The 21,992-nt window shown below is 47.6% G+C and carries 22 protein-coding genes; 12 read left to right on the plus strand and 10 right to left on the minus strand.

The window, feature by feature from the left end:
* Nucleotides 1-44: 44 nt before the first annotated feature.
* The 4 genes from IEX98_RS11780 to IEX98_RS11795 are packed head-to-tail and all read left to right on the plus strand — an operon-like array spanning nucleotide 45 to nucleotide 4,892.
* A complete protein-coding gene (locus IEX98_RS11780; RefSeq protein ID WP_229692118.1) occupies nucleotides 45-962 on the plus strand; it encodes an ABC transporter permease in 918 nt (305 codons plus the stop codon).
* Nucleotides 959-2,983, plus strand: a complete 2,025-nt coding sequence (locus IEX98_RS11785) for an ABC transporter ATP-binding protein (protein ID WP_188889406.1) — start codon at nucleotides 959-961, stop codon at nucleotides 2,981-2,983. The genes IEX98_RS11780 and IEX98_RS11785 overlap by 4 nt, the downstream gene beginning before the upstream one ends.
* Nucleotides 2,984-3,028: 45 nt before the next feature.
* Nucleotides 3,029-3,580: a GNAT family N-acetyltransferase gene (locus tag IEX98_RS11790; RefSeq protein ID WP_188889407.1), complete on the plus strand. Its 552-nt coding sequence runs from the start codon at nucleotides 3,029-3,031 to the stop codon at nucleotides 3,578-3,580.
* 1 nt (nucleotide 3,581) lies between these two features.
* Nucleotides 3,582-4,892, plus strand: a complete 1,311-nt coding sequence (locus tag IEX98_RS11795; protein WP_188889408.1) for an LLM class flavin-dependent oxidoreductase — start codon at nucleotides 3,582-3,584, stop codon at nucleotides 4,890-4,892.
* 211 nt (nucleotides 4,893-5,103) lie between these two features.
* On the opposite strand, the gene IEX98_RS11800 is transcribed toward IEX98_RS11795, so the two are convergent.
* A complete protein-coding gene (locus tag IEX98_RS11800) occupies nucleotides 5,104-5,571 on the minus strand; it encodes a VOC family protein (protein WP_188889409.1) in 468 nt (155 codons plus the stop codon).
* Between the two features lie 119 nt (nucleotides 5,572-5,690).
* Here IEX98_RS11800 and IEX98_RS11805 point away from each other — a divergent pair, with 119 nt between their 5' ends.
* Entirely contained in the window at nucleotides 5,691-6,602 is a 912-nt protein-coding gene (locus tag IEX98_RS11805; RefSeq protein ID WP_188889410.1) for a helix-turn-helix transcriptional regulator, read from the plus strand.
* A 45-nt stretch (nucleotides 6,603-6,647) separates the two neighbouring features.
* Nucleotides 6,648-7,064 carry a MerR family transcriptional regulator gene (locus tag IEX98_RS11810; RefSeq protein ID WP_188889411.1) on the plus strand — a complete coding sequence of 139 codons (417 nt, stop codon included), beginning with the start codon at nucleotides 6,648-6,650 and terminating at the stop codon, nucleotides 7,062-7,064.
* A gap of 79 nt (nucleotides 7,065-7,143) precedes the next feature.
* Here IEX98_RS11810 and IEX98_RS11815 read toward each other — a convergent pair whose 3' ends face one another.
* Entirely contained in the window at nucleotides 7,144-7,953 is an 810-nt protein-coding gene (locus IEX98_RS11815) for an SDR family NAD(P)-dependent oxidoreductase (protein WP_188889412.1), read from the minus strand.
* 155 nt (nucleotides 7,954-8,108) lie between these two features.
* Here IEX98_RS11815 and IEX98_RS11820 point away from each other — a divergent pair, with 155 nt between their 5' ends.
* Nucleotides 8,109-8,489 carry a hypothetical protein gene (locus IEX98_RS11820; protein WP_229692120.1) on the plus strand — a complete coding sequence of 127 codons (381 nt, stop codon included), beginning with the start codon at nucleotides 8,109-8,111 and terminating at the stop codon, nucleotides 8,487-8,489.
* On the opposite strand, the gene arsC is transcribed toward IEX98_RS11820, so the two are convergent.
* The 4 genes from arsC to IEX98_RS11840 form a co-directional block, all read right to left on the minus strand.
* On the minus strand, nucleotides 8,480-8,914 hold the full coding sequence (arsC, locus tag IEX98_RS11825) for an arsenate reductase (thioredoxin) (RefSeq protein WP_188889413.1): 435 nt from the start codon (nucleotides 8,912-8,914) through the stop codon (nucleotides 8,480-8,482). The genes IEX98_RS11820 and arsC overlap by 10 nt on opposite strands.
* Nucleotides 8,915-8,938: 24 nt before the next feature.
* Nucleotides 8,939-10,228 carry an arsenic transporter gene (locus IEX98_RS11830; protein WP_188889414.1) on the minus strand — a complete coding sequence of 430 codons (1,290 nt, stop codon included), beginning with the start codon at nucleotides 10,226-10,228 and terminating at the stop codon, nucleotides 8,939-8,941.
* A 16-nt stretch (nucleotides 10,229-10,244) separates the two neighbouring features.
* On the minus strand, nucleotides 10,245-10,529 hold the full coding sequence (locus IEX98_RS11835) for an ArsR/SmtB family transcription factor (RefSeq protein ID WP_188889824.1): 285 nt from the start codon (nucleotides 10,527-10,529) through the stop codon (nucleotides 10,245-10,247).
* A 236-nt stretch (nucleotides 10,530-10,765) separates the two neighbouring features.
* Nucleotides 10,766-11,644 carry a LysR family transcriptional regulator gene (locus tag IEX98_RS11840; protein WP_188889415.1) on the minus strand — a complete coding sequence of 293 codons (879 nt, stop codon included), beginning with the start codon at nucleotides 11,642-11,644 and terminating at the stop codon, nucleotides 10,766-10,768.
* 138 nt (nucleotides 11,645-11,782) lie between these two features.
* On the opposite strand from IEX98_RS11840, the gene zwf reads away from it, so the two are divergent.
* Genes zwf through gndA form a run of 4 tightly spaced genes read left to right on the plus strand, consistent with a single transcriptional unit; the run spans nucleotide 11,783 to nucleotide 17,450 of the window.
* Nucleotides 11,783-13,315, plus strand: coding sequence for a glucose-6-phosphate dehydrogenase (gene zwf / locus IEX98_RS11845; protein WP_188889416.1), 1,533 nt, complete (start codon nucleotides 11,783-11,785; stop codon nucleotides 13,313-13,315).
* The gene (gene tkt / locus IEX98_RS11850) at nucleotides 13,293-15,284 is read left to right on the plus strand and encodes a transketolase (protein ID WP_188889417.1); all 1,992 of its coding nucleotides are present in this window, start codon (nucleotides 13,293-13,295) and stop codon (nucleotides 15,282-15,284) included. Before zwf ends, tkt begins: the two co-directional genes overlap by 23 nt.
* 45 nt (nucleotides 15,285-15,329) lie before the next feature.
* A complete protein-coding gene (gene fsa / locus IEX98_RS11855) occupies nucleotides 15,330-15,998 on the plus strand; it encodes a fructose-6-phosphate aldolase (protein WP_188889418.1) in 669 nt (222 codons plus the stop codon).
* Between the two features lie 36 nt (nucleotides 15,999-16,034).
* Nucleotides 16,035-17,450, plus strand: coding sequence for an NADP-dependent phosphogluconate dehydrogenase (gene gndA, locus IEX98_RS11860; RefSeq protein WP_188889419.1), 1,416 nt, complete (start codon nucleotides 16,035-16,037; stop codon nucleotides 17,448-17,450).
* Nucleotides 17,451-17,519: 69 nt separating this feature from the next.
* Here gndA and IEX98_RS11865 read toward each other — a convergent pair whose 3' ends face one another.
* From IEX98_RS11865 to IEX98_RS11880, 4 genes are all read right to left on the minus strand, one after another.
* A complete protein-coding gene (locus IEX98_RS11865) occupies nucleotides 17,520-18,416 on the minus strand; it encodes a sigma-70 family RNA polymerase sigma factor (protein ID WP_188889420.1) in 897 nt (298 codons plus the stop codon).
* A gap of 141 nt (nucleotides 18,417-18,557) precedes the next feature.
* The gene (locus IEX98_RS11870) at nucleotides 18,558-19,007 is read right to left on the minus strand and encodes a carboxymuconolactone decarboxylase family protein (RefSeq protein WP_188889421.1); all 450 of its coding nucleotides are present in this window, start codon (nucleotides 19,005-19,007) and stop codon (nucleotides 18,558-18,560) included.
* A gap of 608 nt (nucleotides 19,008-19,615) precedes the next feature.
* The gene (locus IEX98_RS11875) at nucleotides 19,616-20,158 is read right to left on the minus strand and encodes a GNAT family N-acetyltransferase (protein ID WP_188889422.1); all 543 of its coding nucleotides are present in this window, start codon (nucleotides 20,156-20,158) and stop codon (nucleotides 19,616-19,618) included.
* Nucleotides 20,159-20,266: 108 nt separating this feature from the next.
* Nucleotides 20,267-20,596, minus strand: a complete 330-nt coding sequence (locus IEX98_RS11880; RefSeq protein ID WP_229692121.1) for a winged helix-turn-helix transcriptional regulator — start codon at nucleotides 20,594-20,596, stop codon at nucleotides 20,267-20,269.
* A gap of 198 nt (nucleotides 20,597-20,794) precedes the next feature.
* On the opposite strand from IEX98_RS11880, the gene IEX98_RS11885 reads away from it, so the two are divergent.
* Nucleotides 20,795-21,922, plus strand: a complete 1,128-nt coding sequence (locus tag IEX98_RS11885) for a Gfo/Idh/MocA family protein (protein ID WP_188889423.1) — start codon at nucleotides 20,795-20,797, stop codon at nucleotides 21,920-21,922.
* Nucleotides 21,923-21,992 lie beyond the last annotated feature (70 nt).

The following is a 21,992-nucleotide window of genomic DNA, read 5'->3' on the forward strand; positions in this document are numbered from 1 at the left end:
GTGAAGGCGGGACGCTTTCGGGTCTGCTGTTTTGGAGGCATACAATGACACAAATGGAATCGCCTGCAGTCCCATCCATGTGGCGTGGCAGAAAGCGAAAGACTGTTCGCATGGTAAACGGCAGAAGAAGTTTATTCTCGCGCCTATTGATTGCGGCTTCAGGTCTTCTTCTTGCTTGTCTCATCCTGTTCGCCATTGCGCCGCAATGGTTTGCTCCCTATTCTCCGACCGAAATGAATACATCAGCCATTCTTCAGGCGCCTGGGGAGAGCTATTGGCTCGGAACCGACTATTTCGGCCGCGATATTTTCAGCTTGATTGTATTTGGCAGCAGGGATGCTTTATTGGTCGGAATTTCGGCTGTCCTATTGGGCGGCAGCATTGGCGCATTAATTGGTGCAACTGCTGGATATGCGGGGCGTATGCTCGATTCACTTCTTATGAGGCTGATTGATACGCTGATGACGATACCGGGTATTTTGCTGGCACTTACGATCTCCGCTGTTCTGGGACCAAGCAAATTCAATTTGATTATAGCGGTCAGTGTATCAAGCATACCAGGGTTTGCCCGCGTACTGCGGGGACAAGTGCTTGCGATTAAGAGCCGTCCGTTCATTGAAGCTGCCAGGGCGAACGGAACTTCACATTTCAGCATATTATTTCGCCATATTGCGCCGCACGCATTATCCCCGTTTCTTATTATGGGCACTATGGGCGTTGGCAGCGCAATCTTGATGGGTTCTGGCCTGAGCTTTCTTGGGCTCGGAAGCATCAGTGAAATTCCCGATTGGGGGAGCCTTCTTTCGCAGGGACGAAGCTATATCTCCGTTGCTTGGTGGATTGCCACCTTTCCCGGTCTTGCCATTACGTTATTGGTCGTATCGGTGAATCTGCTTGGGGACGAGCTGCAAGCTGCAGTTGGCCCTCGGAAAGGCTCAACGAAAGGAGGGGATAGCAAATGAACAATGTATTGGATATTGAACAACTGTCTGTCGATTTCATGACGCCCCAAGGACCGCGAAATACGGTCAATGATGTGAATCTGACGATAGCCCCCGGGGAAACTCTATGTCTAGTTGGAGAGTCAGGTAGCGGGAAAACGATTACCTCTCTGTCGGTGATGAGGCTCATTGAATACGATAACGGGCATATCACCAAAGGATCCGTCAATCTGAACGGACTCAACTTGGCAGAGCTGAGTCTCGGCGAGCTTCGAAAGCTGCGGGGCAGAAAAATAGCGATGATCTTTCAGGAGCCCATGACGGCTCTGGACCCTGTATTTACGATCGGACATCAGATGATGGAAATTCTTATTCATCATGGCCTTGCCAAGAAGGAGGAGGCCTGGAACCGGTCGGTGAAACTGCTTGATCGAGTAGGGATCGCCGATGCAGCCATGCGGATGAAGCAGCATCCGCATGAGTTGTCCGGGGGAATGAGGCAGCGCGTCATGATTGCTATGGCACTGGCTTGCGGCCCGGAATTGCTTATTGCAGATGAGCCGACGACAGCACTTGATGTGACGATTCAAGCCCAGATTTTACAGCTTCTAAGAGAGCTGAAAGCGGAGTTCAATATGTCCCTCTTGCTGATTACACATGATTTGGGTGTTGCAGCCGAGATGGCTGACCGGGTAGCCGTGATGTATGCAGGTAAAGTAGTCGAGGTAGCGGAGGTCGGTTCGTTATATGCGAAGCCGCTGCATCCATATACACGCGGCTTGCTGCAATCGATTACGACGTTAGAAAGTGATCGCAGTAAGCCGTTGCATCACATTCCGGGATCTATCCCGAGTCTAGCAGATTTGCCGAAGGGCTGCCGGTTTCATCCGCGCTGTGCCTTTGCGACAGATCGCTGCCGGACGGAGGAACCGCCCGCTGTCCGCATAGACAACGGCATGGTTGCATGCTGGCATGCCGATCAGATGGCGGAGCTTCCACTAGTGAATGAAGAGCGTCTCCATAAGCCGGATAAGGAAGCTTTTGCAGGCTTGAATCAAACGGATGGTAATCCTGAAGTGCTAGTAGAAGCAATAAACGTAACTAAGCATTTCTCGATGAATAACGGCGGATTTCTTGCAAGAAATAAGCGTTCCGTTTACGCCGTGAATGGGGTTTCTCTGCAAATTTATAAAGGGGAAACGATTGGTCTGGTCGGAGAGTCGGGCAGCGGTAAATCTACACTCGGACGCGTGCTTCTTCAATTGGAGAAGGCAACGTCAGGTGAGATCAGATGGGGAGAAATCGATCTGGTTCAGGCAAAGCCAGAGCAAATAAAGAGCTTGCGCCGTGAGATGCAAATGGTGTTTCAAGATCCGCATAGCTCGGTCAATTCGCGTTGGAAAGTTATCGATATCATAGGGGAGCCGCTGCGAGTCCATCTCTCGTTATCTGCGAAAGAGCGGAGAGAGAAGGTCGAAGAGCTTATGCTTCTAGTTGGACTTGATCCTTCCTGGGCCAATCGGTATCCGCATGAATTTTCCGGAGGGCAGCGTCAACGGATTGGCATTGCCCGGGCGATTGCCTTAAATCCGAAATTCATCGTGCTGGACGAAGCAGTGTCTGCCTTGGATGTATCCGTACAAGCTCAAATCATCAATTTGCTCCAGGACCTGCAGCGCAGACTTGGGCTTACTTATTTGTTTATTGCCCATGGTCTGCACGTCGTCCGTCATTTGTCGGACCGAGTCGGAGTGATGTATTTGGGGCAGCTTGTCGAGCTGGCTTCAACAGAAACGTTGTTTGCTTCGCCCGCCCATCCCTATACGCATGCGTTAATGTCTGCTATCCCTAATCCTGATCCTGCTAGAAAAAAAGCATATATGCCGCTGCAAGGTGAAATGCCATCTCAGACACATCGAGCGTCTGGCTGTTCCTTTCATCCGAGATGCCCAGCTGCTACTGAAAAATGCAAAGCAGAAGCACCAGTGTGGCGGAAGATTGGTGCACAGCATTATGTCGCTTGTCACCATCCTAGAGTGTAGTAAAAAGATTGAAGTTGATGTAGTAGAACTAGAGGAGGCCTATTGATGCGTTTATCCAATTATTCGGAGCCGGAGCATCCTATCCGAATTCGCGATGCGGTTATGGATGACTATGATTCCGTCATTCAAGTACTGCAGCATGCATGGGAGAAGTATGCCTTGCTGCACCCGGAAACGAGTGATTTGCTCAAGCAATCCCTGCTTACTTATCTAGAGCCTGGTCCGCAGGAGCGCATTGTTGCGGAGCTGGAAGGCCAAATCGTCGGCACAGCGGAGCTATTTCACACCTCTGCTGGGGCATACGATGGCTACGACGAGGCTATGGCAACGCCAATACTGCGAAGACTAGCTGTATCGCCACAGTGGCAAGGAAAAGGAATTGCGACACGACTGATTCAAGAAAGTGCAAACCGGGCATTACATGCCGGAGCAAGCAGCCTATATCTTCATACCTCGGCGGAAAGCAATCCATCAGCGGTAAGGCTGTATGAACAGTTGGGCTTCACACGCTCAACCGATCAGGACATCCGGCACGGTGTCTATTCGATCGAAGGATATCGGCTTGATTTATCAGTATTCGTACAAGGGGGAAGATGAGATGAGTCACAGAAAAATGAAGCTTGCCGTCAATTTGCGCGGAGCCGGAGGAAGCATGTCGGAATGGAGGCATCCCGATACTCAGGCGGATGCTAGCGTGAATTTTGAGCTTTATAAGCAGTGGGCGCAAAAGGCTGAGGCTGCATTACTCGACGTTATTTTCATCGCGGATGGCTTGTATATTACAGAACAGTCTATGCCGCATTTTCTAAACCGGTTTGAACCTATCTCTTTATTAAGTGCTTTAGCGGCAGTAACTTCTAATATTGGCCTTGTAGGAACATTATCCTCGACCTATAGCGAGCCTTTTACAGTAGCACGTCAATTCGCAACGCTTGATAAAATTAGTGGCGGACGGGCCGGCTGGAATGTCGTCACATCAGGGCTGCTGGATGAAGCTGCAAACAATTATAATGGCAAAAGCATCGAACATGATGCGAAATACAAAATGGCCACCGAATATTTAGAAGTAACGAAGGGACTATGGGATTCATGGGAAGACGATGCTTTTGTGAGGGACAAGCAAACCGGTGTGTTCTTTGATCCAGCGAAGCTTCACACGCTTAATCATAAAGGGGACTATTTCTCCGTCAAAGGTCCGCTCAACATTGATCGTTCTCCGCAAGGGCAGCCTGTTATTTTCCAAGCTGGATTGTCTGAGACTGGCCGAAACTTTGCTGCGCAAGTTGCAGATGCGATCTACGCCATTCCGCAAACCGTGGAAGAGGGTGTTGCATTTAGGGAAGATTTGCGTAGAAGGGCCGTTTCGTTTGGCCGATCAGCCGATGATATACTTGTATTCCCTAACATATCACCAGTAGTGGGGAAAACCGCTGAAGAGGCGGAACAAAAATATCAGTCGATTGCGAGTCTCGTCACGATCGAACATGCCCTAAAATATACAAGCCGCTTCTTTAACCATCATGACCTAATGCAGTATCCGCTGGATGAACCCGCGCTGAATTTGATTGATCTGATACCAGACCAGCAAGGGACATTCAAAAACTTTACAGCTGATCTGCTAAGCGGGAAGACGCTGCGCCAGCTTGCTTTGGAAGCGACAACTCCGCGTAGTCCGTTTATGGGAACGGCTGAACAAGTTGCAGATACGATGCAGCAATGGTTTGAAGCGGGAGCTGCCGACGGTTTTATGCTGGTGCAGTTCGGACCGTTTGGCCTCGACGACTTCTTGGATGGAGTGGTTCCGATTTTGCAAGAACGCGGTTTGTTCCGAACGGAATATGAAAGTTCGACGCTTCGTGGTAATCTTGGCTTGAAGTTTCCAGAAAACCGTTATGTTAAAAAAGCGTAATTTCATGAAAAATTGATTCTAAGAAAAACTGTTACATGCCTAGCTTCTGCTTTGTATGTAACAGTTTTTTGTTGTGGTCTTGAATTATTGGGCCGGTTTAAAATCAGACGGTACGGTGATGGTTGCCAGTGATAATAAATTTGGTCAATGTGAAAGTGACAACGTTAACTTTCCGTTGCCACTTCTCATCAGTCAATACGGTGTGAATTTCTTACTGTTGGCTGTTCGAAGCTATACGATCAAGGAATGTATCGGCGTCACGATTAAACTTCCATGCGACACCAAATTTATCAACCAACATTCCGAAGCACGAGGACCAAGGCGTTTCTGATAATGGCATGATCACATAACCGCCTGCAGACAAATTAGAAAAGTAATTTTCCAATGCCTGTTTATCATCAATTACGATACTAACTAATATATTATTGCCTTTAACCAACTCACCCGTTACTTTCTTCATCGACGGCAGAATATCGGACATCATTAATTTCCCACCGGCGAATTCTAACGACGACTCCATAATCATATTCAACTCATTTTCTGGCAATGGGTAGTTTGGATCCTGCGATAAATCTTTGAATTTCACTTTTTTCACCTTACTTGAATGCAAAGCTTCTGAATAAAACGCTAATACCTGTTCTGTGTTGCCATCAAAGTTTAAATATGCAATAACTGACATGATAAAACCTCCTTCTTGTAATACTTGAAGTATAGGCTATAATAGGTGACAGCTATGTTGTCACCTATTATAGCTTTATTTAAGTTTTTTTTTCATCGGTTCAGGCCGGGAGGGATAAAATGAATAAAATTGAAAGATTAATAGCTATCGTAATGATCTTGCTGCAAAAGAATGTGGTTTCCGCAACCGAATTCGCGCAATTATTCAACGTATCCAAAAGAACGATTTTACGGGATATGGAAACGCTCGGCTTATCTAACATACCTATTTATTCTATAAATGGAGTGCACGGCGGATACGGGATTATGGATGAATACAAATTAGACAAAAGACTTTTAAGCAGTAAAGACTTGGAAAATATTTTAACGGCACTGGGCGGATTGGGACAGGTTATGTTCAGTGATGAGGTAGAACTAACGCTTAAAAAAATTGAATCGATGATAGGCTCAGCAACTTCGAGGGGCTCTATTCAGCTTTCTTTTTATAATTGGGACGGTCGCTCTGAAATTGCCCAAATCTTAAAAACTTGTCAAGAAGCAATCATGCAAGGAAGGTTGCTTACCTTCGATTATATAGATGGAAGTGGAGTCAGGACGACAAGAATGGTGGAGCCATACCAGCTTCATTTCAGTGAAATGAGTTGGTATTTAAAGGGGTATTGTTTAAGTCGAATGGAATATCGAACGTTTAAGTTGTCTAGAACGGATCATCTTAATATCGATAGTAAATCATTTGTTGCTAGAGATTTTATGGCGGAACAACAAACAGAACAACATTACCAGCCGGAATTAACTGCAATTAAAGTATTGATCTCACACCGAATTAAAGATCACTTTATTGAAAGATACGGTCAAAAAAAGATTGAAGCTTATAATTCTGATTTTCTAATAGCCCAAATAGATGTGCCTCAAAACGATTTTGGATTCAAGTTTTTAGTCAGCTTTGGAACGGATTTAGAAATCTTGGAACCTCAAGCCTATGTTGAAGATTTTCGAACGTTTCTTCATGCCATGATAAAGAAATATGTTTAAGTATGATGATATAATAGTAGAGTATGGTGAATTGGAGATGATGGAATGAAAATATCGATAGGTGAAGCTGCTGAACGTTTAGGTTGTCCCGCTCATACGATTCGTTATTATGAGAAGGAGGGCTTGCTTCCTTTTATACAGAGGGACGAGCAGGGTAATCGTATATTTGCCCAATCCGATTTGGATTGGATCAAGTTATTGACTTGTTTTCGGGCTACAGGGATGAAGCTAATCGACCTGAAGAAGATTGTAGATTTAGCTTTAGAGGGGGATGAGACGATCCCGGAGCGGAAATTGATTCTAATGGAGCATCAAAAAGAGCTGCAGAAGAAGCAAAAAGAGCTGGATCAGGCGTTCGCGGCCATTACGCATAAGATAAATTCTTATGATGATATTGAAAGGGAGCGGACAACAACGGTTCAGGGCATCTATATGGAACCAGATTGTGTAAGTAATAATTAATCGGTATTTTCATTATAAAAGAGAGAGGAGCGGCTGAAGGAGCCGCTCCTCTCTTTTTGCTAGAGCTTTTGCTAATGCATTAGTCAGCGCTCGCTGTAACAGATTCCCACTTGTCATATTCCTCAAGCATGGAGTTGAGCTGGGTACGGGCCATAACTAAGCCCATGCTGCCGAGTGCTAGACGTCTTGGGGGATTGTCCGTTCCTGCAATATCGGCAACTGCGGACATCGCCTTGCGCACATTCCCGAAAGGAGCCGTCTGTGCAAGTTCATTCATCCAATCATAGCTGGCTTGATAATCGGCAATCGTACTTGTGATTTCTTGCGTATTCCCTTGGAAACCAGTATGGAAGCCTGCAGGCTCAACCAGTGTAACGTCTATGCCCAGTTGTTTGACCTCGCCGGCAAGGCCGTCACTCAAGTTCTCCAGCGCAGCTTTGGAGCTGCAATAGACGGGAATAGTTGGTAGGCTTTGAACGCCTCCCATGGATGAGATATTGATAATGTGTCCGGAGCGATGCTGTCTCATTTGCGGAAGAACAGCTTGCATAGTACGGATGACTCCAAAAACATTGGTCTCGAATTGCTCTCTTGCCTGAGCGATCGATACTTCTTCTACAGTTCCCATCTGACAGTATCCTGCATTGTTGAGCAGGACATCGATACGGCCATACTGCTGCGTGACTTGTTCAACGACCTCAGTAACCATTGTCTCATGTGTAACATCTAATGCCATTACTTTTATGTTGCTGTACGTGTCGAATTCTGGAATGGCCTTTGATACATTACGCATAGTGGCAATAACGTTCCAGCCTCGCTGGGCGAATTGAAGGGCCAATTCTTTGCCGAAGCCAGTTGACGTCCCTGTGATCAAAATCGTTTTATTCATGTGTATTACCTCCTGTTAGTGGATGGAGCATCGCTCAAGGAGATGATACGACTTAAAGTCGACTTTAAGTCAAATGTTATTTTATTATCGATGATGATTGGGGAATATAACACCAAGTAATTAAGGAAGATTGATATTGCCCAAGAGGAGCGCCAATGATGTCGAATGACTTAGGGGCTAAAGCCCAAAAACCTGCGGCAATCTTGATCACGCAAGTACTGCTGTATCTTGCCGCCATAGTGAATATCGTCAACGGAATATACGCCATTGGCAATGTTGAGAAGGTAAAGGTAGTGTTAGCCGTTGTTATGATCGTTTTCGGCGCTGCAGCCGCTTGGGTCGCTTACCGGTTAAGCCAGCCCGAGGCAAGCAGCCGAAACTATGCTGTTGCGCTTGCCTGGATATTAATCGTATTGCGGTTGATCGAGTATTCCGTCTGGCATAATATCGGGTTTCTGCTGGGCGTCATTTTGCCGATACTCGTCTTATGGCGGTTATATAAAAGGGAGACGAAAGCCTGGTACAATCATTCTTGAGCTTCATGCTCCAGCTTAATAAATTGCTGAATACGGGCTTTAATCGCATCCCGTACGCTGCGGAATTGCGCCATGATTTCCTCTTCCGTACCGGTAGCTTGAGCCGGATCCTCGAAGCCCCAATGCTGCTTGATGACGTTGGGGTTCTGGATGACGGGACAATGTTCATCTGCATGTCCGCATAACGTAATCACATAGTCCGTGCGGTTTAAAATAGCGGGATCAATTACGTTGGAGGTATGACCGCTAATATCGATACCTGCTTCTGTCATCACTTGAATTGCTCTTGGATTTAAGCCGTGCGCCTCCAGACCTGCGCTCTCCACCTCATAGCGCTCACCGCCTAGCTCCTTTAAGAATCCATCCGCTATTTGACTGCGGCAGGAGTTTCCTGTACATAGGAAATATACGCGTATCTTTTCCATTCCATCATCTCTCCTTTAACGATTTCAATGAATAATGGTTAACCATATATAAAGTCCGAATAACGTAATGAACAGAACAGGGAGCGTCAGAACGATTCCCACTTTGAAATAGTAGCCCCAGCTGATTTTCACATCTTTTTTAGCCAAAACATGCAGCCAAAGCAAGGTAGCGAGCGAACCGATTGGCGTAATTTTCGGACCCAAATCGGACCCGATAACGTTGGCGTAAATAAGAGCCTCTCTAATCACCCCGGTCGTATTGGTGCTGTGAATCGCTAAGGCGTCTATCATGACGGTAGGCAAGTTATTCATGATGGAGGATAGAATTGCAGCGATAAAGCCGGTACCGACAGCTGCAACAAACAAGCCTTGATCTGCTGTCCATTGGAATACGTCACTCAATTGATCGGTAAGACCCGCATTTCTTAATCCATAGACAACGACATACATGCCGATGGAGAAAATAACGACGGACCACGGCGCTTCTTTGATAATCGCCCGCGTATGAATGACTGAGCTTTTTCTGGCGGCTAGCATGAAGACGAGGGCAGCGACACCTGCAACAATCGATACCGGAATATGGAGAAACTCGCTGAATAAATAAGCGACAAGCAAAGCCCCTAGAATGATCCATGACAGTTTGAATAAACGCAGGTCCTTAATGGCTTCCTTCGGCTGCTTGAGCGAGTGGACATCATACTGCCGAGGAATTTTTTTGCGAAAAACTAGAAAAAGAACAAGCAAACTGGCTCCGACGGAAAATAGAGTGGGAACGATCATCCTGCCGGCATATTCGGCAAATCCGATTCCAAAAAAGTCGGCGGAGACGATGTTGACTAGATTGCTTATGACAAACGGAAGCGAAGCCGTATCGGATATAAATCCGCTTGCCATAATAAACGGCAAAATCATTCGTACATCGAATTTCAATGCCCGGACCATCGCGAGCACGATGGGGGTTAAGATTAAAGCGGCGCCATCATTGGCGAAAAAGGCAGATACAACTGCGCCCAGCAATATAACGCAGCCAAACATCCGGTAGCCGTTGCCTTTGGCGAAACGGGCTGTATGCAGGGCGGCCCATTCGAAAAATCCAATTTCATCCAAAATTAATGAGATAAGGATAATCGCGACAAAAGCCAGCGTTGCATTCCAGACAATGCCGGTCACGTCCCAGACGTCCTGGAAGCTGACGACGCCCAGCAACAGCGCAATAACTGCTCCGCCCATTGCTGAATAGCCAATGTTTAACCGCTTTGGCTGCCAGATGACAAGAATAATGGTAAAGATAAAAATAAGCGCAGCGACGAGCATGATTTCCTCCTGTTGTTTATTTGCAGCAATCCGGGTTAAGTTTGCCAAGCTTATCTTTCATGGAAGGAAGCTCTTCCAATATGCTGTTTAAGTAAGGTTTATCTGCAACATTCAAAGCATAATAAATCCACTGGCTTTTTCTCGTTTCTTTCACCAAGCCGCCTGTTTTCAGCTTTCTTAAGTGCTGGCTTACATTCGGCTGTGTGGTCTCCAAAACATCTACAATATCGCAAACGCACATTTCTTTTTCTTTCAACAGCGCGATGATCGTCAGTCTTGTCCGGTCGGCAAGCAGCTTCATCGTCTCTGCCAATAGCTCAACAGATTGGTTCAATCCATCACCTCCACAAATGATCCCGATGTCTGAAATCTATAGTACACCCTCAAGGCATATAAGTAAATAATTATATTAGCATTTGATTATATATTAAATGTGAATATCGTAAATTTATAGGACTTAAAAGGAGTGCCATACGTGATATGGCGCTCCTTCTAGGTCATCTTGTCTGTTTGCTTGATAGACTGATAAACGGCCGATTAGCGCACAAGCTCAATGAATTTGCTTGCTGCATTGGTAAGCGGCATATTGCGCATGATCATAATTCCGACATGGGAGGGAGGCAGCGGCACGTCCAGATGGATTTCGAAGAGTGAGCCTTCCTCCAGCTCCTTCGAGACAAATTCTCTCGTTACATAGGAGATGCCGAGTCCTCTGCGAGCAAATTCAATCAGCAGATCCACGCTTCCTACTTCGATTTCAGGCTTCAGCGTATAGCCATAGCTTTGGAACAGCTCTGTAATTGCCATCCTTGCCCGGCTGTTCCGGGAGAACAATATAACGGGATGCTCCAGCAATGAGTCCAGCGATAAGACAGTATCTTTAAGCTCGGCATAGCGGGCGCCTGCCACAAAACAATCCTGCAGCTGAATGCTTTCGCGCACTTCAAGCTGGGAGTCGACAATGGGCATCCGAACGACGCCCAAATCGATGCGGCCTTCTTTCAGAAACGAGATAATTTCCGGTGTCGTTCCGTGATTCAAATGCAGCTTAATGCCGGGATACTTCTGATGAAATTCTTCTAAATACGGCAGCAAATAATGCTTGAACAACGAATCGCTGCCGCCAATGCGCAGTTCGCCGCTGTCCAGATTTTTCAGCGCAGCCATTTTCTCTTCCGCAAGTGAAATGAGAATTTGTGATTTCTCAATGTAGGAATAGAGGACGACGCCTTCTTGTGTGAGCGAAACGCCTTTGGAATTGCGGTAAAACAACGTGATCCCAAAGCTTTCTTCAAGCTGCTTGATGGCATGACTGACGCTTGGCTGAGTGAGATACAGCGCTTTGGCCGCTTGCGTTAAACTGCCTGTTTTGGCTGCCCAATAAAAAACTTTGTATAGCTCATAATTGTTGTTCATAGACGTGGTCTATAGCTCCTGTGAAATATATTAATTACTTGTATAGCTTATAAACGTATTATAGTGGAATTAAGAAAAAGAAACCAGAGCTTGTCACAGCAAGAAATCTATATTTGCTCTGTTGAAAGGAGATTGAACATGGAAGCAACTACATTTGTATTGTTTGGTGCAACAGGGGATTTAGCGAAACGAAAAATTTACCCTGCTCTATATAATTTATTTCTCGATGGAAAGCTGCCGCAATCCTTCACCGTGTTTGGTCTCGGAAGAAGAACATTGACGGACGAAACGTTTCAGGCGAACGTCGAGCAGTCACTTCGTGATTTCTCTAGACGGGAAGCGAGCGACGAGCTGTTAATCAAACGTTTCTCAAGCGCATTCCGCTACAATGTGCTGGATATCGGACATGTAGACGATTATGAGAAGCTGCTGAACCGGATCGAGCAAAGGGAAGCCGAGCTTCAGGCAGCGCCAAACCGCTTGTTCTATTTGTCGGTTGGTCCTGAGTTTTTCGAGACGATCGCCGAACGGATTCAGCAAAGCGGTTTAGGCTCGGCAGACGGCTGGAAGCGCCTCGTCATCGAGAAGCCTTTTGGACATGATTTGCAGTCTGCCCGCGACTTAAATGAGAAGCTCAGCAAATCCTTTGCCGAAGAAGAAGTGTTCCGTATCGACCATTATCTCGGCAAGCCGATGGTACAGCGCCTTGAGGCTTTGCAGCAGGAAAACCCGGTTATTCAAGCCTTGTGGAGCAATCGTTATATTGCCAATGTGCAGATTACAGCGAGTGAAACGGTGGGTGTTGAAGAACGGGCGGGTTATTATGATCAAGCCGGTGCTGTCCGGGATATGTTCCAGAACCATATGCTGCAAATGCTGATGGTGCTTGCCGTTCAACTCCCGCATATCAGTACGTCCGAGAAAGTGCGCTTTAAGAAGAAAATGGTAATGGAGGCGGTGGAGACGCTGCAGAAGCAGGATGTCGCAACCAGCGTCGTTCGCGGCCAGTACAGAGCAGGCAGCATTAATGGTCAACCGGTTGTCGGCTATACGTCGGAGCCTGGAATTGATGCGAGCTCCATGAATGATACGTTTATTGCGGCTCGACTGCAAATTGATGATTTCTTCTGGCGCGGCGTTCCTTTCTATATCCGGACCGGCAAAAGAATGAAGGAAAAGACGACGCGGATCGTCATTGAATTCAAAGAACCGCTGCAGCATCCTTCCTCGGAGCATAAGAAAGGGACGGTACCGAATCTTCTCATCTTCGAGATTAGTCCTAATGAAGGCATTACGCTGCAAATCAATACGAAGGACGCGAAAAATAAAGGCCAGTTCAAGCCTGTTCAAATTGATCTGTTTGCAGGGCAGGAGGATGCTCCAGAAGCTTACGAGAACCTGATATTCGACTCTTTGCACGGAGATCCCACCTTCTTCGCGCATTGGGACGAAGTAGAGCTCGCTTGGCAATGGGTGCAGCCGGTGCTGGAAGCTTTCGAAGAAAACTTAGTTCCTCTTCGTCCTTACGAAGCCGGTTCTTACGGACCTGCCGAAGCTGATGCACTGCTTGCAGCGGATGGCTACCATTGGTGGTTCGATACCAAGCCTGAAACTGAAGTCGAAACTCAACAGAAAGAAGGAGAACAATATGCCTACAACACAAACCATTGATCAATTAGCGATCGATACGATTCGTACATTGTCGATCGACTCCATCAACGCGGCGAACTCCGGTCACCCGGGACTGCCAATGGGAGCTGCGCCGATGGCTTACGCGCTGTGGTCCCAATTTTTGAACCATAATCCGGGCCACTCCACTTGGTTTAACCGCGATCGTTTCGTTTTATCCGCAGGTCACGGATCTGCACTGCTGTACAGTCTGCTGCATTTGTCAGGCTATCAAGTATCACTTGACGATCTGAAGCAATTCCGCAAGCTGAACAGCAAGACGCCGGGTCATCCGGAATACGGTCATACAGATGGCGTTGACGCAACTACGGGGCCGCTTGGCCAAGGACTTGCAATGGCGGTCGGTATGGCAATGGCGGAGGCTCATCTGGCTTCGAAGTACAATCAGGATGGATTCCCGGTTGTGGATCACTATACGTACGCTTTAGTCGGAGACGGCTGCTTAATGGAAGGCATTTCATACGAAGCGATGTCGATGGCAGGGCATATGAAGCTGGGCAAATTAGTTGTGCTTTATGATTCCAACGATATTTCGCTGGATGGCGATCTGAACCTTTCCTTTGGTGAAAATATTCAGAAGCGGGCAGAATCGGCGAATTGGCACTATTTGCGGGTGGAAGACGGCAATGATGTCGCACAAATCGCCAAGGCTATTGCCGCTGCTAAGCAGCATGATTCACAGCCGACGCTTATCGAGGTTCGTACGATCATCGGCTACGGCAGCAAGGCAGCGGGAACGAACAAGGTGCATGGCAATCCGCTGGGCAAGGAAGAAGCAAAAGCAACAAAGGACGTATACGGCTGGAAGTTTGAAGAAGAGTTTACTGTTCCGGGTGAGGTAAAAGCACATTTCGAGCAGCTCAAGCAAAAAGGTGCAGCCAAAGAGGCGGAGTGGAATGGCTTGGTTGCTGCCTATACGGCGCAACATCCGGCCCAGGGCGAGGAACTGAAGCAAGTCATTGAAGGAACCGTAACGATTGACGCTTCGGACATTCTGACTTTCGATAGCTCCAAAACGATTTCTACACGGGTTGCCAGCGGCGAAGCCATCAACCATTATGTGAAAACTGTTCCTTCGATTTTCGGAGGCAGCGCCGATCTGTCGCATTCTACAATGACGGATATTAAAGGCGAGTCAACCTTTGCTGTGGAATCCTACTCCGGGCGAAATGTATACTTCGGCGTTCGCGAGCATGCGATGGGTGCGGCTGGCAACGGCATGGCGCTTCATGGCGGAGTCAAACCATTCGTCAGCACATTCTTCGTATTCAGCGACTACTTGCGCCCGTCGATTCGTCTTGCAGCTCTGCAAAAACTGCCTGTCACATACGTCTTTACGCATGATTCCATCGCGGTGGGCGAAGATGGACCTACGCATGAGCCGGTTGAGCATTTGGCCGCACTTCGTACGATTCCAGGACTGACGGTCATTCGGCCAACTGACGCGAATGAAACGGCAAGTGCATGGGCTTACGCGCTGCAGCAGAAGGAAGGCCCGGTAGCACTGGTGCTTAGCAGACAGAACCTGCCTATTTATGAAGAAACGAAGGGCAATGTCGATACTGTCGCCAAAGGTGCATATATTTTGACCGAAACGAATGATAAACCAGACCTCATCCTGATCGGAACAGGCTCGGAAGTATCACTGGCAGTGACTGCCAAAGCGGTGTTGGAACAAGAGAACCTTTCCGTACGTGTCGTAGCGATGCCAAGCCGGGAACGGTTTGATCGTCAAGATGCTGCCTACAAGCAAAGCGTACTTCCTGACTCCGTAACGAAACGGATTGCAATCGAAGCCGGCATCTCGCTAGGCTGGGACCGTTATGCGGGGCCAACTGGCAAAGTGCTGTCGATCGATACGTTTGGCGCTTCCGGTCCGGGTAACCAAGTGTTGGAATACTTTGGATTCTCCACGGAAAATGTTGTTCGTCTGGCAAAAGAACTGCTGTAATCAAGTTAAGCAATTATATCAACCAATAAATGGAGGTAATGAATCATGAAATTCTTTATCGATACCGCAAATGTGGAAGATATTAAAAAGGCTTATAAAATCGGCGTACTGTCTGGTGTAACGACCAATCCTTCTCTGGTTGCCAAGGAAGGCGTGAAATTCGAGGACCGCATTGAGGAGATTTTGAAGTTAGTACCTGAGGTCGAGTCCGTATCTGCAGAAGTCACGCCAGATGCGATTACGGCTGAAGAGATGATCGCCCAAGCGAATGAGCTGATCAAAATCAACAATTACGATAAAAATATTACGATCAAGCTGCCGATGACACTCGCTGGTTTGGAGGCTTGCCGTTACCTGACTGAAAAAGGCGTGAAAACGAACGTAACGCTTATTTTCACCGTCAATCAGGCATTGCTGGCTGCTCGCGCAGGCGCCACTTACGTATCGCCGTTCCTAGGCCGTCTGGATGATATTTCGGAGGATGGCGTTCAATTGATCGTGAAGGTTGCGGAATTGTTCCGTACGCATAAGCTGGACGCACAAATTATTGCTGCTTCGGTCCGTCACCCGGATCATGTAACTCGTGTTGCAATGGCTGGCGCTCATATTGCGACGATTCCGTTCACCGTCATTGAGCAGATCTCCAAGCATCCGCTGACTGATCAAGGTCTGGAGAAATTCGCTGCCGATTGGAAAAAAACAGCTCAGAACTAATCATAAATGTTCAATTGAGAAAGGGAGGCCGTTACAATGGCAAAACAACAAATCGGCGTGGTAGGCTTGGCCGTCATGGGCAAAAACCTCGCTTTAAATATCGAGAGCAAAGGCTTTTCAGTTGCGCTTTACAATCGTTCCCCGGAGAAAACGAATGAGCTTCTGGAGGAAGCCAAGGGTAAAAACTTTATCGGAGCGTACAGCGTAGAGGAATTCGTTCAATCGCTGGAAGCGCCGCGGAAAATCCTCATTATGGTCAAAGCCGGTCAAGCGACGGATGACACGATCAATCAGCTTGTTCCATACCTTAGCCAAGGCGATATTCTGATCGACGGCGGCAACGCGTACTTCCCGGATACGCAAAGAAGAAACGAAGAGCTGTCAGCCAAAGGCTTCCGCTTTATCGGCGCAGGCGTATCGGGCGGCGAAGAGGGCGCTTTGAAAGGACCTGCGATTATGCCAGGCGGTCAAAGAAGCGCTTATGAGCTAGTCGAGCCTATCCTTACTGCTATATCCGCAAAAGTAAACGGCGATGCTTGCTCCACTTATATCGGCGAAGGCGGAGCCGGGCACTATGTGAAAATGGTGCATAACGGCATCGAGTACGGCGATATGCAGCTGATTGGCGAGGCCTATCATTTGCTCAAGGATGTGCTGAATGTAAGCACGGAAGAGCTGCATTCGATTTTCACCGAATGGAATAATGGCGAGCTGGACAGCTATTTGATCGAGATTACAGCTGATATTTTCTCGAAAACCGATCCGGAGACCGGCAAACCGATGGTGGACGTCATTCTCGATTCCGCTGGGCAAAAAGGAACGGGCAAATGGACGAGCCAAAGCGCCCTCGATCTGGGCGTGCCGCTGTCAATTATTACGGAGTCCGTATTCGCACGGTTTATCTCCGCAATGAAGGAAGAGCGGGTAGCGGCCAGCAAGAAGCTGAGCGGACCAGAAGCAGCCGGCTATGACGGTGACAAACAAGCCTTCATCGAAGCCGTTCGCAAAGCGCTCTTCGCCAGCAAAATCGCTTCCTATGCACAAGGCTTTGCGCAAATGCGCGCCGCTTCGGACGCGTACAACTGGAATTTGAACTATGGCAGCATTGCGATGATTTTCCGCGGCGGATGTATTATCCGCGCCGGTTTCCTGCAAAATATTAAAGACGCCTATGACCGTGATCCAGAACTGAAAAACCTGTTCCTGGACGATTACTTCGGCGGCATCGTGCAGCAATATCAGGATGCATGGAGAAATGTCATTTCCGTTGCCGTTACCCGCGGTATTCCGGTTCCTGCATTTGCTTCTGCGCTGGCGTATTACGACAGCTATCGTACGGAGAGACTGCCGGCTAACTTGCTGCAAGCACAGCGTGATTACTTCGGAGCGCATACGTTCCAGCGTCTGGACCGTGAAGGAAGCTTCCATTTTCAATGGATGGATCAAGCTTAATATAGTTTTATAACAGGATAGACGAAAGGAGCAGCTGCATGTGCAGACTGCTCCTTTTTTTGCGTTCGTTTATGGAGTAATGCGGGTAAGCTTCTCCGGATTTGCGATTAAATAGATGTTTTGAATGGAAGTGAATTCGGCATCCGGCTCCATAACGAGAGCGAGCGTTGGAGCTCCTTCACGTCGAAGCAGCAGCCCGCGCTGGCCGCTAACCGATATGGGAATCCATTCTCCGGCCAGCGAGCCTTTTCCGGCGATTCCTGTAAGGAAGGCTGCAACCCGCTGGCGCCCTTCGATCGGATTGATTGCTGCACGAACGACGCCTCCGCCATCGCTCAGCAGAACTGCATCGTCAGTCAGCAAATGGATAAAGGGCTCGAATCGTCCGCTATCGATCGCTTGGGAAAATGATTGCACGAATTTTTCCATGGATTCGTTCAACGCGATCTTCTCCCCATGCTGAGACTGGCCGATTTTTGCAGAGGCCCGGCTAAATATTTTCCGGCAGGCTGCTTCGGACTTATCCAGCATGGCAGCAATATCGGCATATTCATAACCGAAGGATTCTCGCAGAACGAATACGGCACGTTCCGGTGGCGTACAGGTTTGCAGCAGGACGAGCAGGGCATAGCCGAGCTGTTCATGCTGGATGACCCGCTCAAGCGGAGCATCCTCCCAGCCAAGCTCGATAACGGGCTCCGGAAGCCACTCTCCGGGGTAGCTTTCCCTTTTGCGCGGAGCAGCCTTCATGACGTTGAGAACGCGATTCGTAACGAGCTTCACGAGATAGGCTTTCGGATGCGAGATCGTATTGGCGCCGTTCTTGCTGATCGTGACGAACACGTCTTGAACCGCATCCTCGGCTTCTGCCATCGAACCGAGCATTTTATAAGCAATAGAAGTAAGCAGCGGCTTGAACTCCCGGTATAGCTGTTCGACTTCCTGCGTCATTTCATTCGACGTCACAGGCATATCAACCTCCGTAGTAAGATACATTCATCCTATCAATTCACAGACAAGAAAGCCACCAGTAGGCCCATGTCTTTAAGTGAAAGTACACTTATTGACATGGACCGTCAGGGGTGGTTTTATTGCGCCGCGAACGTATTATTTATCGTAGCAGCCGGGGAACATACCGGTAGAGATTGCGATGCGATTCCAGCTGTTGATGACATTAATCGCCATAATAAGCGAGATAAATTCCGTTTCGCTAAAATGGTTGCGCACTTCGTCGTACAGCTCTTGCGGTACGCCGTCTTTGGAAATTTGAGTAACGGCTTCGGTCAACGCCAATGCCGCACGTTCCTTCTCTGTAAATAACGGTGTTTCACGCCACACGACAATCAGGCTCATCCGCTCTTCGCTTTCACCTAATTTGCGCAAATCTTTCGTGTGCATATCTACGCAAAACGCACAGCCGTTTATTTGTGAGGCACGAATTTTAACCAATTCAAACAATATCGGGTCACCGTTCATTTGTTTGATTGTCTCTTCCAGCTTCATCATCGTTTGATAGGCAGCCGGATTCGCTTTGTGTGCATGCATTCGCAGGTTCATATCGATTCCTCCAAGTGATGTAATGACTTAATGTTATCTAAGACAATTGAGCGGATGTTTTTGTGACAGAGGAATAACTGATTTCATAAAAAAAGACAATAGCGCCCAAATGGAGCTAGAGTGGCTTGAGGGGAGAGAAACTGCGGATTTCTCAACTGGATTTCAATCTATTTGAAATTAAAATGTGGCTGCTGCGATTGCATTGCGCTTTGCCGTTGAGATGTTGTATCGGCTCTTTGGGATAGCTAGCCTCACTGCGCAAAACATGAAACGAAATGCAAAAGTGCAGGCTGATAAGTATCAAAAGCTCCAAAACCTCGCTCAAAATGCAAAAGTACATTTCAAATCGGCTGCTTTCGCTCTAAGGGAGCGATTTAAGCCAACCAACATGCACATTTGCATTTTGATGCGACAAATCGTCGATTTCACGACTTACAACCTGTATGTTTACATTTTGATTAGTTCGGGTACAACCATCAGGGCTAAAAGTGTTAAAAAGCTGCCGAGATTTTCTCGACAGCTTGAGGGACAATAGCATCCAAATAGAGCCTTGTTCTGTATGTTGCTTAGTAGGGGAGAGTAGCAACGCGAGGTTATCAATCAGCGCTTCAAAGAGGCTGCTTGTAGTCCTGTTCCAAAATAGAATATTGATGCGAGTCCACCCATCTGTTGTCTTTGTTGTGCCACATATGCTCTCTAAGATGTCCTTCGTATCGCATGCCAATTTTTTGCATCACTTTGGCAGACCCGATATTGTCTGGACGGCAGGTTGCGAAGATCCGATGAAGCTTAAGCTCGCCGAAGCCGAATGATAGCAGGGCGCTTGCAGCTTCTGAGGCAAAACCTCGTCCCCAGTGATGATCCTGAAAGCAATAACCCAATTCTCCGATTCCAGGGCTGTAGATGTGAATGCCGCTGCCGCCAATCAATTGGCCGCTTTCTTTCAGAATAACGGCTAACTCAAAGCCTTGGCGGGGCGTCTTTTCTTGCATCTCTATGACCGTATTCAAGTAACTCTGGGTCTCGTCTATGGAGTTGGGTCCCCATAGCATGTGCTTTACGACTAATGGATTGGATGCGTACTCATGTATAGCTTCTGAATCCTTGGTTATAAATTCTCTCAGCCGCAATCTCTCTGTTTCAATTACCATGGGAGCCCCCCTTATGAATCGAAGTTTGATATATTTTACCATGACAGATGATTTATCACTACATCCCGTTTATTTCGTATTTGGGGAATATCTCGCAGCGGCCGGTGCCTAACTTAGCCACTTCTGTCCCCACTGTTTCATGGCAGCCAAAACAACCAGCATTTCCAGTCCCTTTGGGGTTAGAGAGTATTGTACAGAAACAGGAACAGTAGGGAAAACTTCACGGTCGATAATTTCATTCTTTTCTAGATGCCTCAACGTATCTGTTAATCCTTTTGTATTCATGTTACCCAGCTGCCTTCTAAGCTCGTTGAAGCGCAGCGGCTGTTTCTTGGACAATTGTGCAAGAACGTGAAAGGTCCATTTGCCTTCCAAAATTTTTAGAACCGACCTTGCCAAAGCTGTATTATCCCCGCACGATGCCATTGTCGAATCCATAGATAGCGCCATCCTCCCTGGAGCATTTCTTTTTTGATCTATGCTACCATAACGGGCCAGAGAGGGACAAATGATTGCATCCATCGTCCAACGCTTTACAATTATAAAGCAGCTGTAGAAAAACTGCCTTCTTACATTTGGGCAAAGGGTGGGCTATAGTTTTAGTTGCTTACACTATATAGAAGGAAGGGTTTCATAATGAGCAGCGTACCCGGCAAACAAATCGGTGTTGGCATCATAGGAGGGTCTGTCAATAATGGATGGGCCAAGCAAACGCATATTCCTGCTATTCAGGAGCTTAAGGAGCTGCAACTAGTTGCAGTAAGCACAAGCAGGAAAGAGAGCGCGGAGCAGAGCGCATTGGAATTCGGTATACCTCACGCGTTTGCAGATGCAAACGAAATGGCGCAGCATCCCGAGGTGGATATGGTAGTCGTAAGTGTCAAGGTTGGCGAACACTACGATGCAGTACATGCCGCTATATCGGCAGGCAAAGCGGTGTATTGTGAATGGCCGTTGGGGAGCAGCACCGCAGAAGCGATTGCGATGCAGCAGCTTGCGGAGGCTAGAGATGTACAAACCGCTATTGGCTTGCAAGCAAGACAGGCCTCTGAAGTTCTATATATGAAGCAATTAATTGAAGATGGATATATCGGTAAAATACGGTCTGTTCATCTGAAGGCATATACCGAGGTAATGGGCGGATTTGGCTATGGCTCTAGTAAATATGTATTTGATAAAACAGCAGGCGGCAATTTGCTAGCCATCTACGGCGGACATTCACTGGATGCGCTCACCTATATTGCAGGCCAATTCATAGAGCTATCCGCTATGATGGAGAATCAATATAAACAAGCAAAGATTATCGGTACGGATGAAATAGTGGAAAAAACATCGGATGATCAAATTTTAATACAGGGCAAGCTGGAGGGGGGAACTGTCGCTAGCGTCCATATTCAAGGGGGCGCACAGCATCCGGGATTGTACTTGGAGGTTAGCGGGGAGAAGGGGACTCTTGTGCTTCAAAATCAGAAAGGCAGCATTCAGATGGGGCCTTACAGCTTGAAAGGCGGCCGCCGGATTGAGGGAGAGCCGCTGGCAGCATTGGATGAGCTCCATGTTCCGGAAAGTTTCGTCCGGGTACCGGCAAGCATCTCTCAACAGGGCGGACCTCTAGTAAATGTAGCCGCGGCCCACCAGCGATTTGCCCAAGATATTCAGAACGGTACTGCTCAAATGCCAGATTTCAAGGCTGCCGTGGACATTCATCATTTATTGGATGCGGTAGCGAAAGCAGCTGATACAGGCGAAAGACAATATTTATAACAGGCATGTCGAAAAGAGGTCTCAGGGAGCAATGTCATTGCTCCTTGGAGATCTCTTTTTTGACTAGCTT

It is taken from the genome of Paenibacillus radicis (ex Gao et al. 2016), assembly GCF_014641555.1.
Taxonomy (GTDB): Bacteria; Bacillota; Bacilli; order Paenibacillales; family Paenibacillaceae; genus Pristimantibacillus; species Pristimantibacillus radicis.

What these genes read in the sequence shown, in the direction of transcription:
- IEX98_RS11800 (WP_188889409.1), bottom strand. Translation starts at nt 5,571, where the DNA reads ATGTCAGTTATTGCATATTTAAACTTTGATGGCAACACAGAACAGGTA.
- IEX98_RS11840 (WP_188889415.1), bottom strand. Translation starts at nt 11,644, where the DNA reads ATGAACAACAATTATGAGCTATACAAAGTTTTTTATTGGGCAGCCAAA.
- IEX98_RS11830 (WP_188889414.1), bottom strand. Translation starts at nt 10,228, where the DNA reads ATGCTCGTCGCTGCGCTTATTTTTATCTTTACCATTATTCTTGTCATC.
- arsC (WP_188889413.1), bottom strand. Translation starts at nt 8,914, where the DNA reads ATGGAAAAGATACGCGTATATTTCCTATGTACAGGAAACTCCTGCCGC.
- zwf (WP_188889416.1), top strand. Translation starts at nt 11,783, where the DNA reads ATGGAAGCAACTACATTTGTATTGTTTGGTGCAACAGGGGATTTAGCG.
- tkt (WP_188889417.1), top strand. Translation starts at nt 13,293, where the DNA reads ATGCCTACAACACAAACCATTGATCAATTAGCGATCGATACGATTCGT.
- IEX98_RS11815 (WP_188889412.1), bottom strand. Translation starts at nt 7,953, where the DNA reads ATGAATAAAACGATTTTGATCACAGGGACGTCAACTGGCTTCGGCAAA.
- IEX98_RS11785 (WP_188889406.1), top strand. Translation starts at nt 959, where the DNA reads ATGAACAATGTATTGGATATTGAACAACTGTCTGTCGATTTCATGACG.
- IEX98_RS11875 (WP_188889422.1), bottom strand. Translation starts at nt 20,158, where the DNA reads ATGGTAATTGAAACAGAGAGATTGCGGCTGAGAGAATTTATAACCAAG.
- IEX98_RS11885 (WP_188889423.1), top strand. Translation starts at nt 20,795, where the DNA reads ATGAGCAGCGTACCCGGCAAACAAATCGGTGTTGGCATCATAGGAGGG.
- IEX98_RS11805 (WP_188889410.1), top strand. Translation starts at nt 5,691, where the DNA reads ATGAATAAAATTGAAAGATTAATAGCTATCGTAATGATCTTGCTGCAA.
- IEX98_RS11880 (WP_229692121.1), bottom strand. Translation starts at nt 20,596, where the DNA reads ATGGATTCGACAATGGCATCGTGCGGGGATAATACAGCTTTGGCAAGG.
- IEX98_RS11780 (WP_229692118.1), top strand. Translation starts at nt 45, where the DNA reads ATGACACAAATGGAATCGCCTGCAGTCCCATCCATGTGGCGTGGCAGA.
- IEX98_RS11790 (WP_188889407.1), top strand. Translation starts at nt 3,029, where the DNA reads ATGCGTTTATCCAATTATTCGGAGCCGGAGCATCCTATCCGAATTCGC.
- gndA (WP_188889419.1), top strand. Translation starts at nt 16,035, where the DNA reads ATGGCAAAACAACAAATCGGCGTGGTAGGCTTGGCCGTCATGGGCAAA.
- IEX98_RS11820 (WP_229692120.1), top strand. Translation starts at nt 8,109, where the DNA reads ATGATGTCGAATGACTTAGGGGCTAAAGCCCAAAAACCTGCGGCAATC.
- IEX98_RS11835 (WP_188889824.1), bottom strand. Translation starts at nt 10,529, where the DNA reads ATGAAGCTGCTTGCCGACCGGACAAGACTGACGATCATCGCGCTGTTG.
- fsa (WP_188889418.1), top strand. Translation starts at nt 15,330, where the DNA reads ATGAAATTCTTTATCGATACCGCAAATGTGGAAGATATTAAAAAGGCT.
- IEX98_RS11795 (WP_188889408.1), top strand. Translation starts at nt 3,582, where the DNA reads ATGAGTCACAGAAAAATGAAGCTTGCCGTCAATTTGCGCGGAGCCGGA.
- IEX98_RS11810 (WP_188889411.1), top strand. Translation starts at nt 6,648, where the DNA reads ATGAAAATATCGATAGGTGAAGCTGCTGAACGTTTAGGTTGTCCCGCT.
- IEX98_RS11870 (WP_188889421.1), bottom strand. Translation starts at nt 19,007, where the DNA reads ATGAACCTGCGAATGCATGCACACAAAGCGAATCCGGCTGCCTATCAA.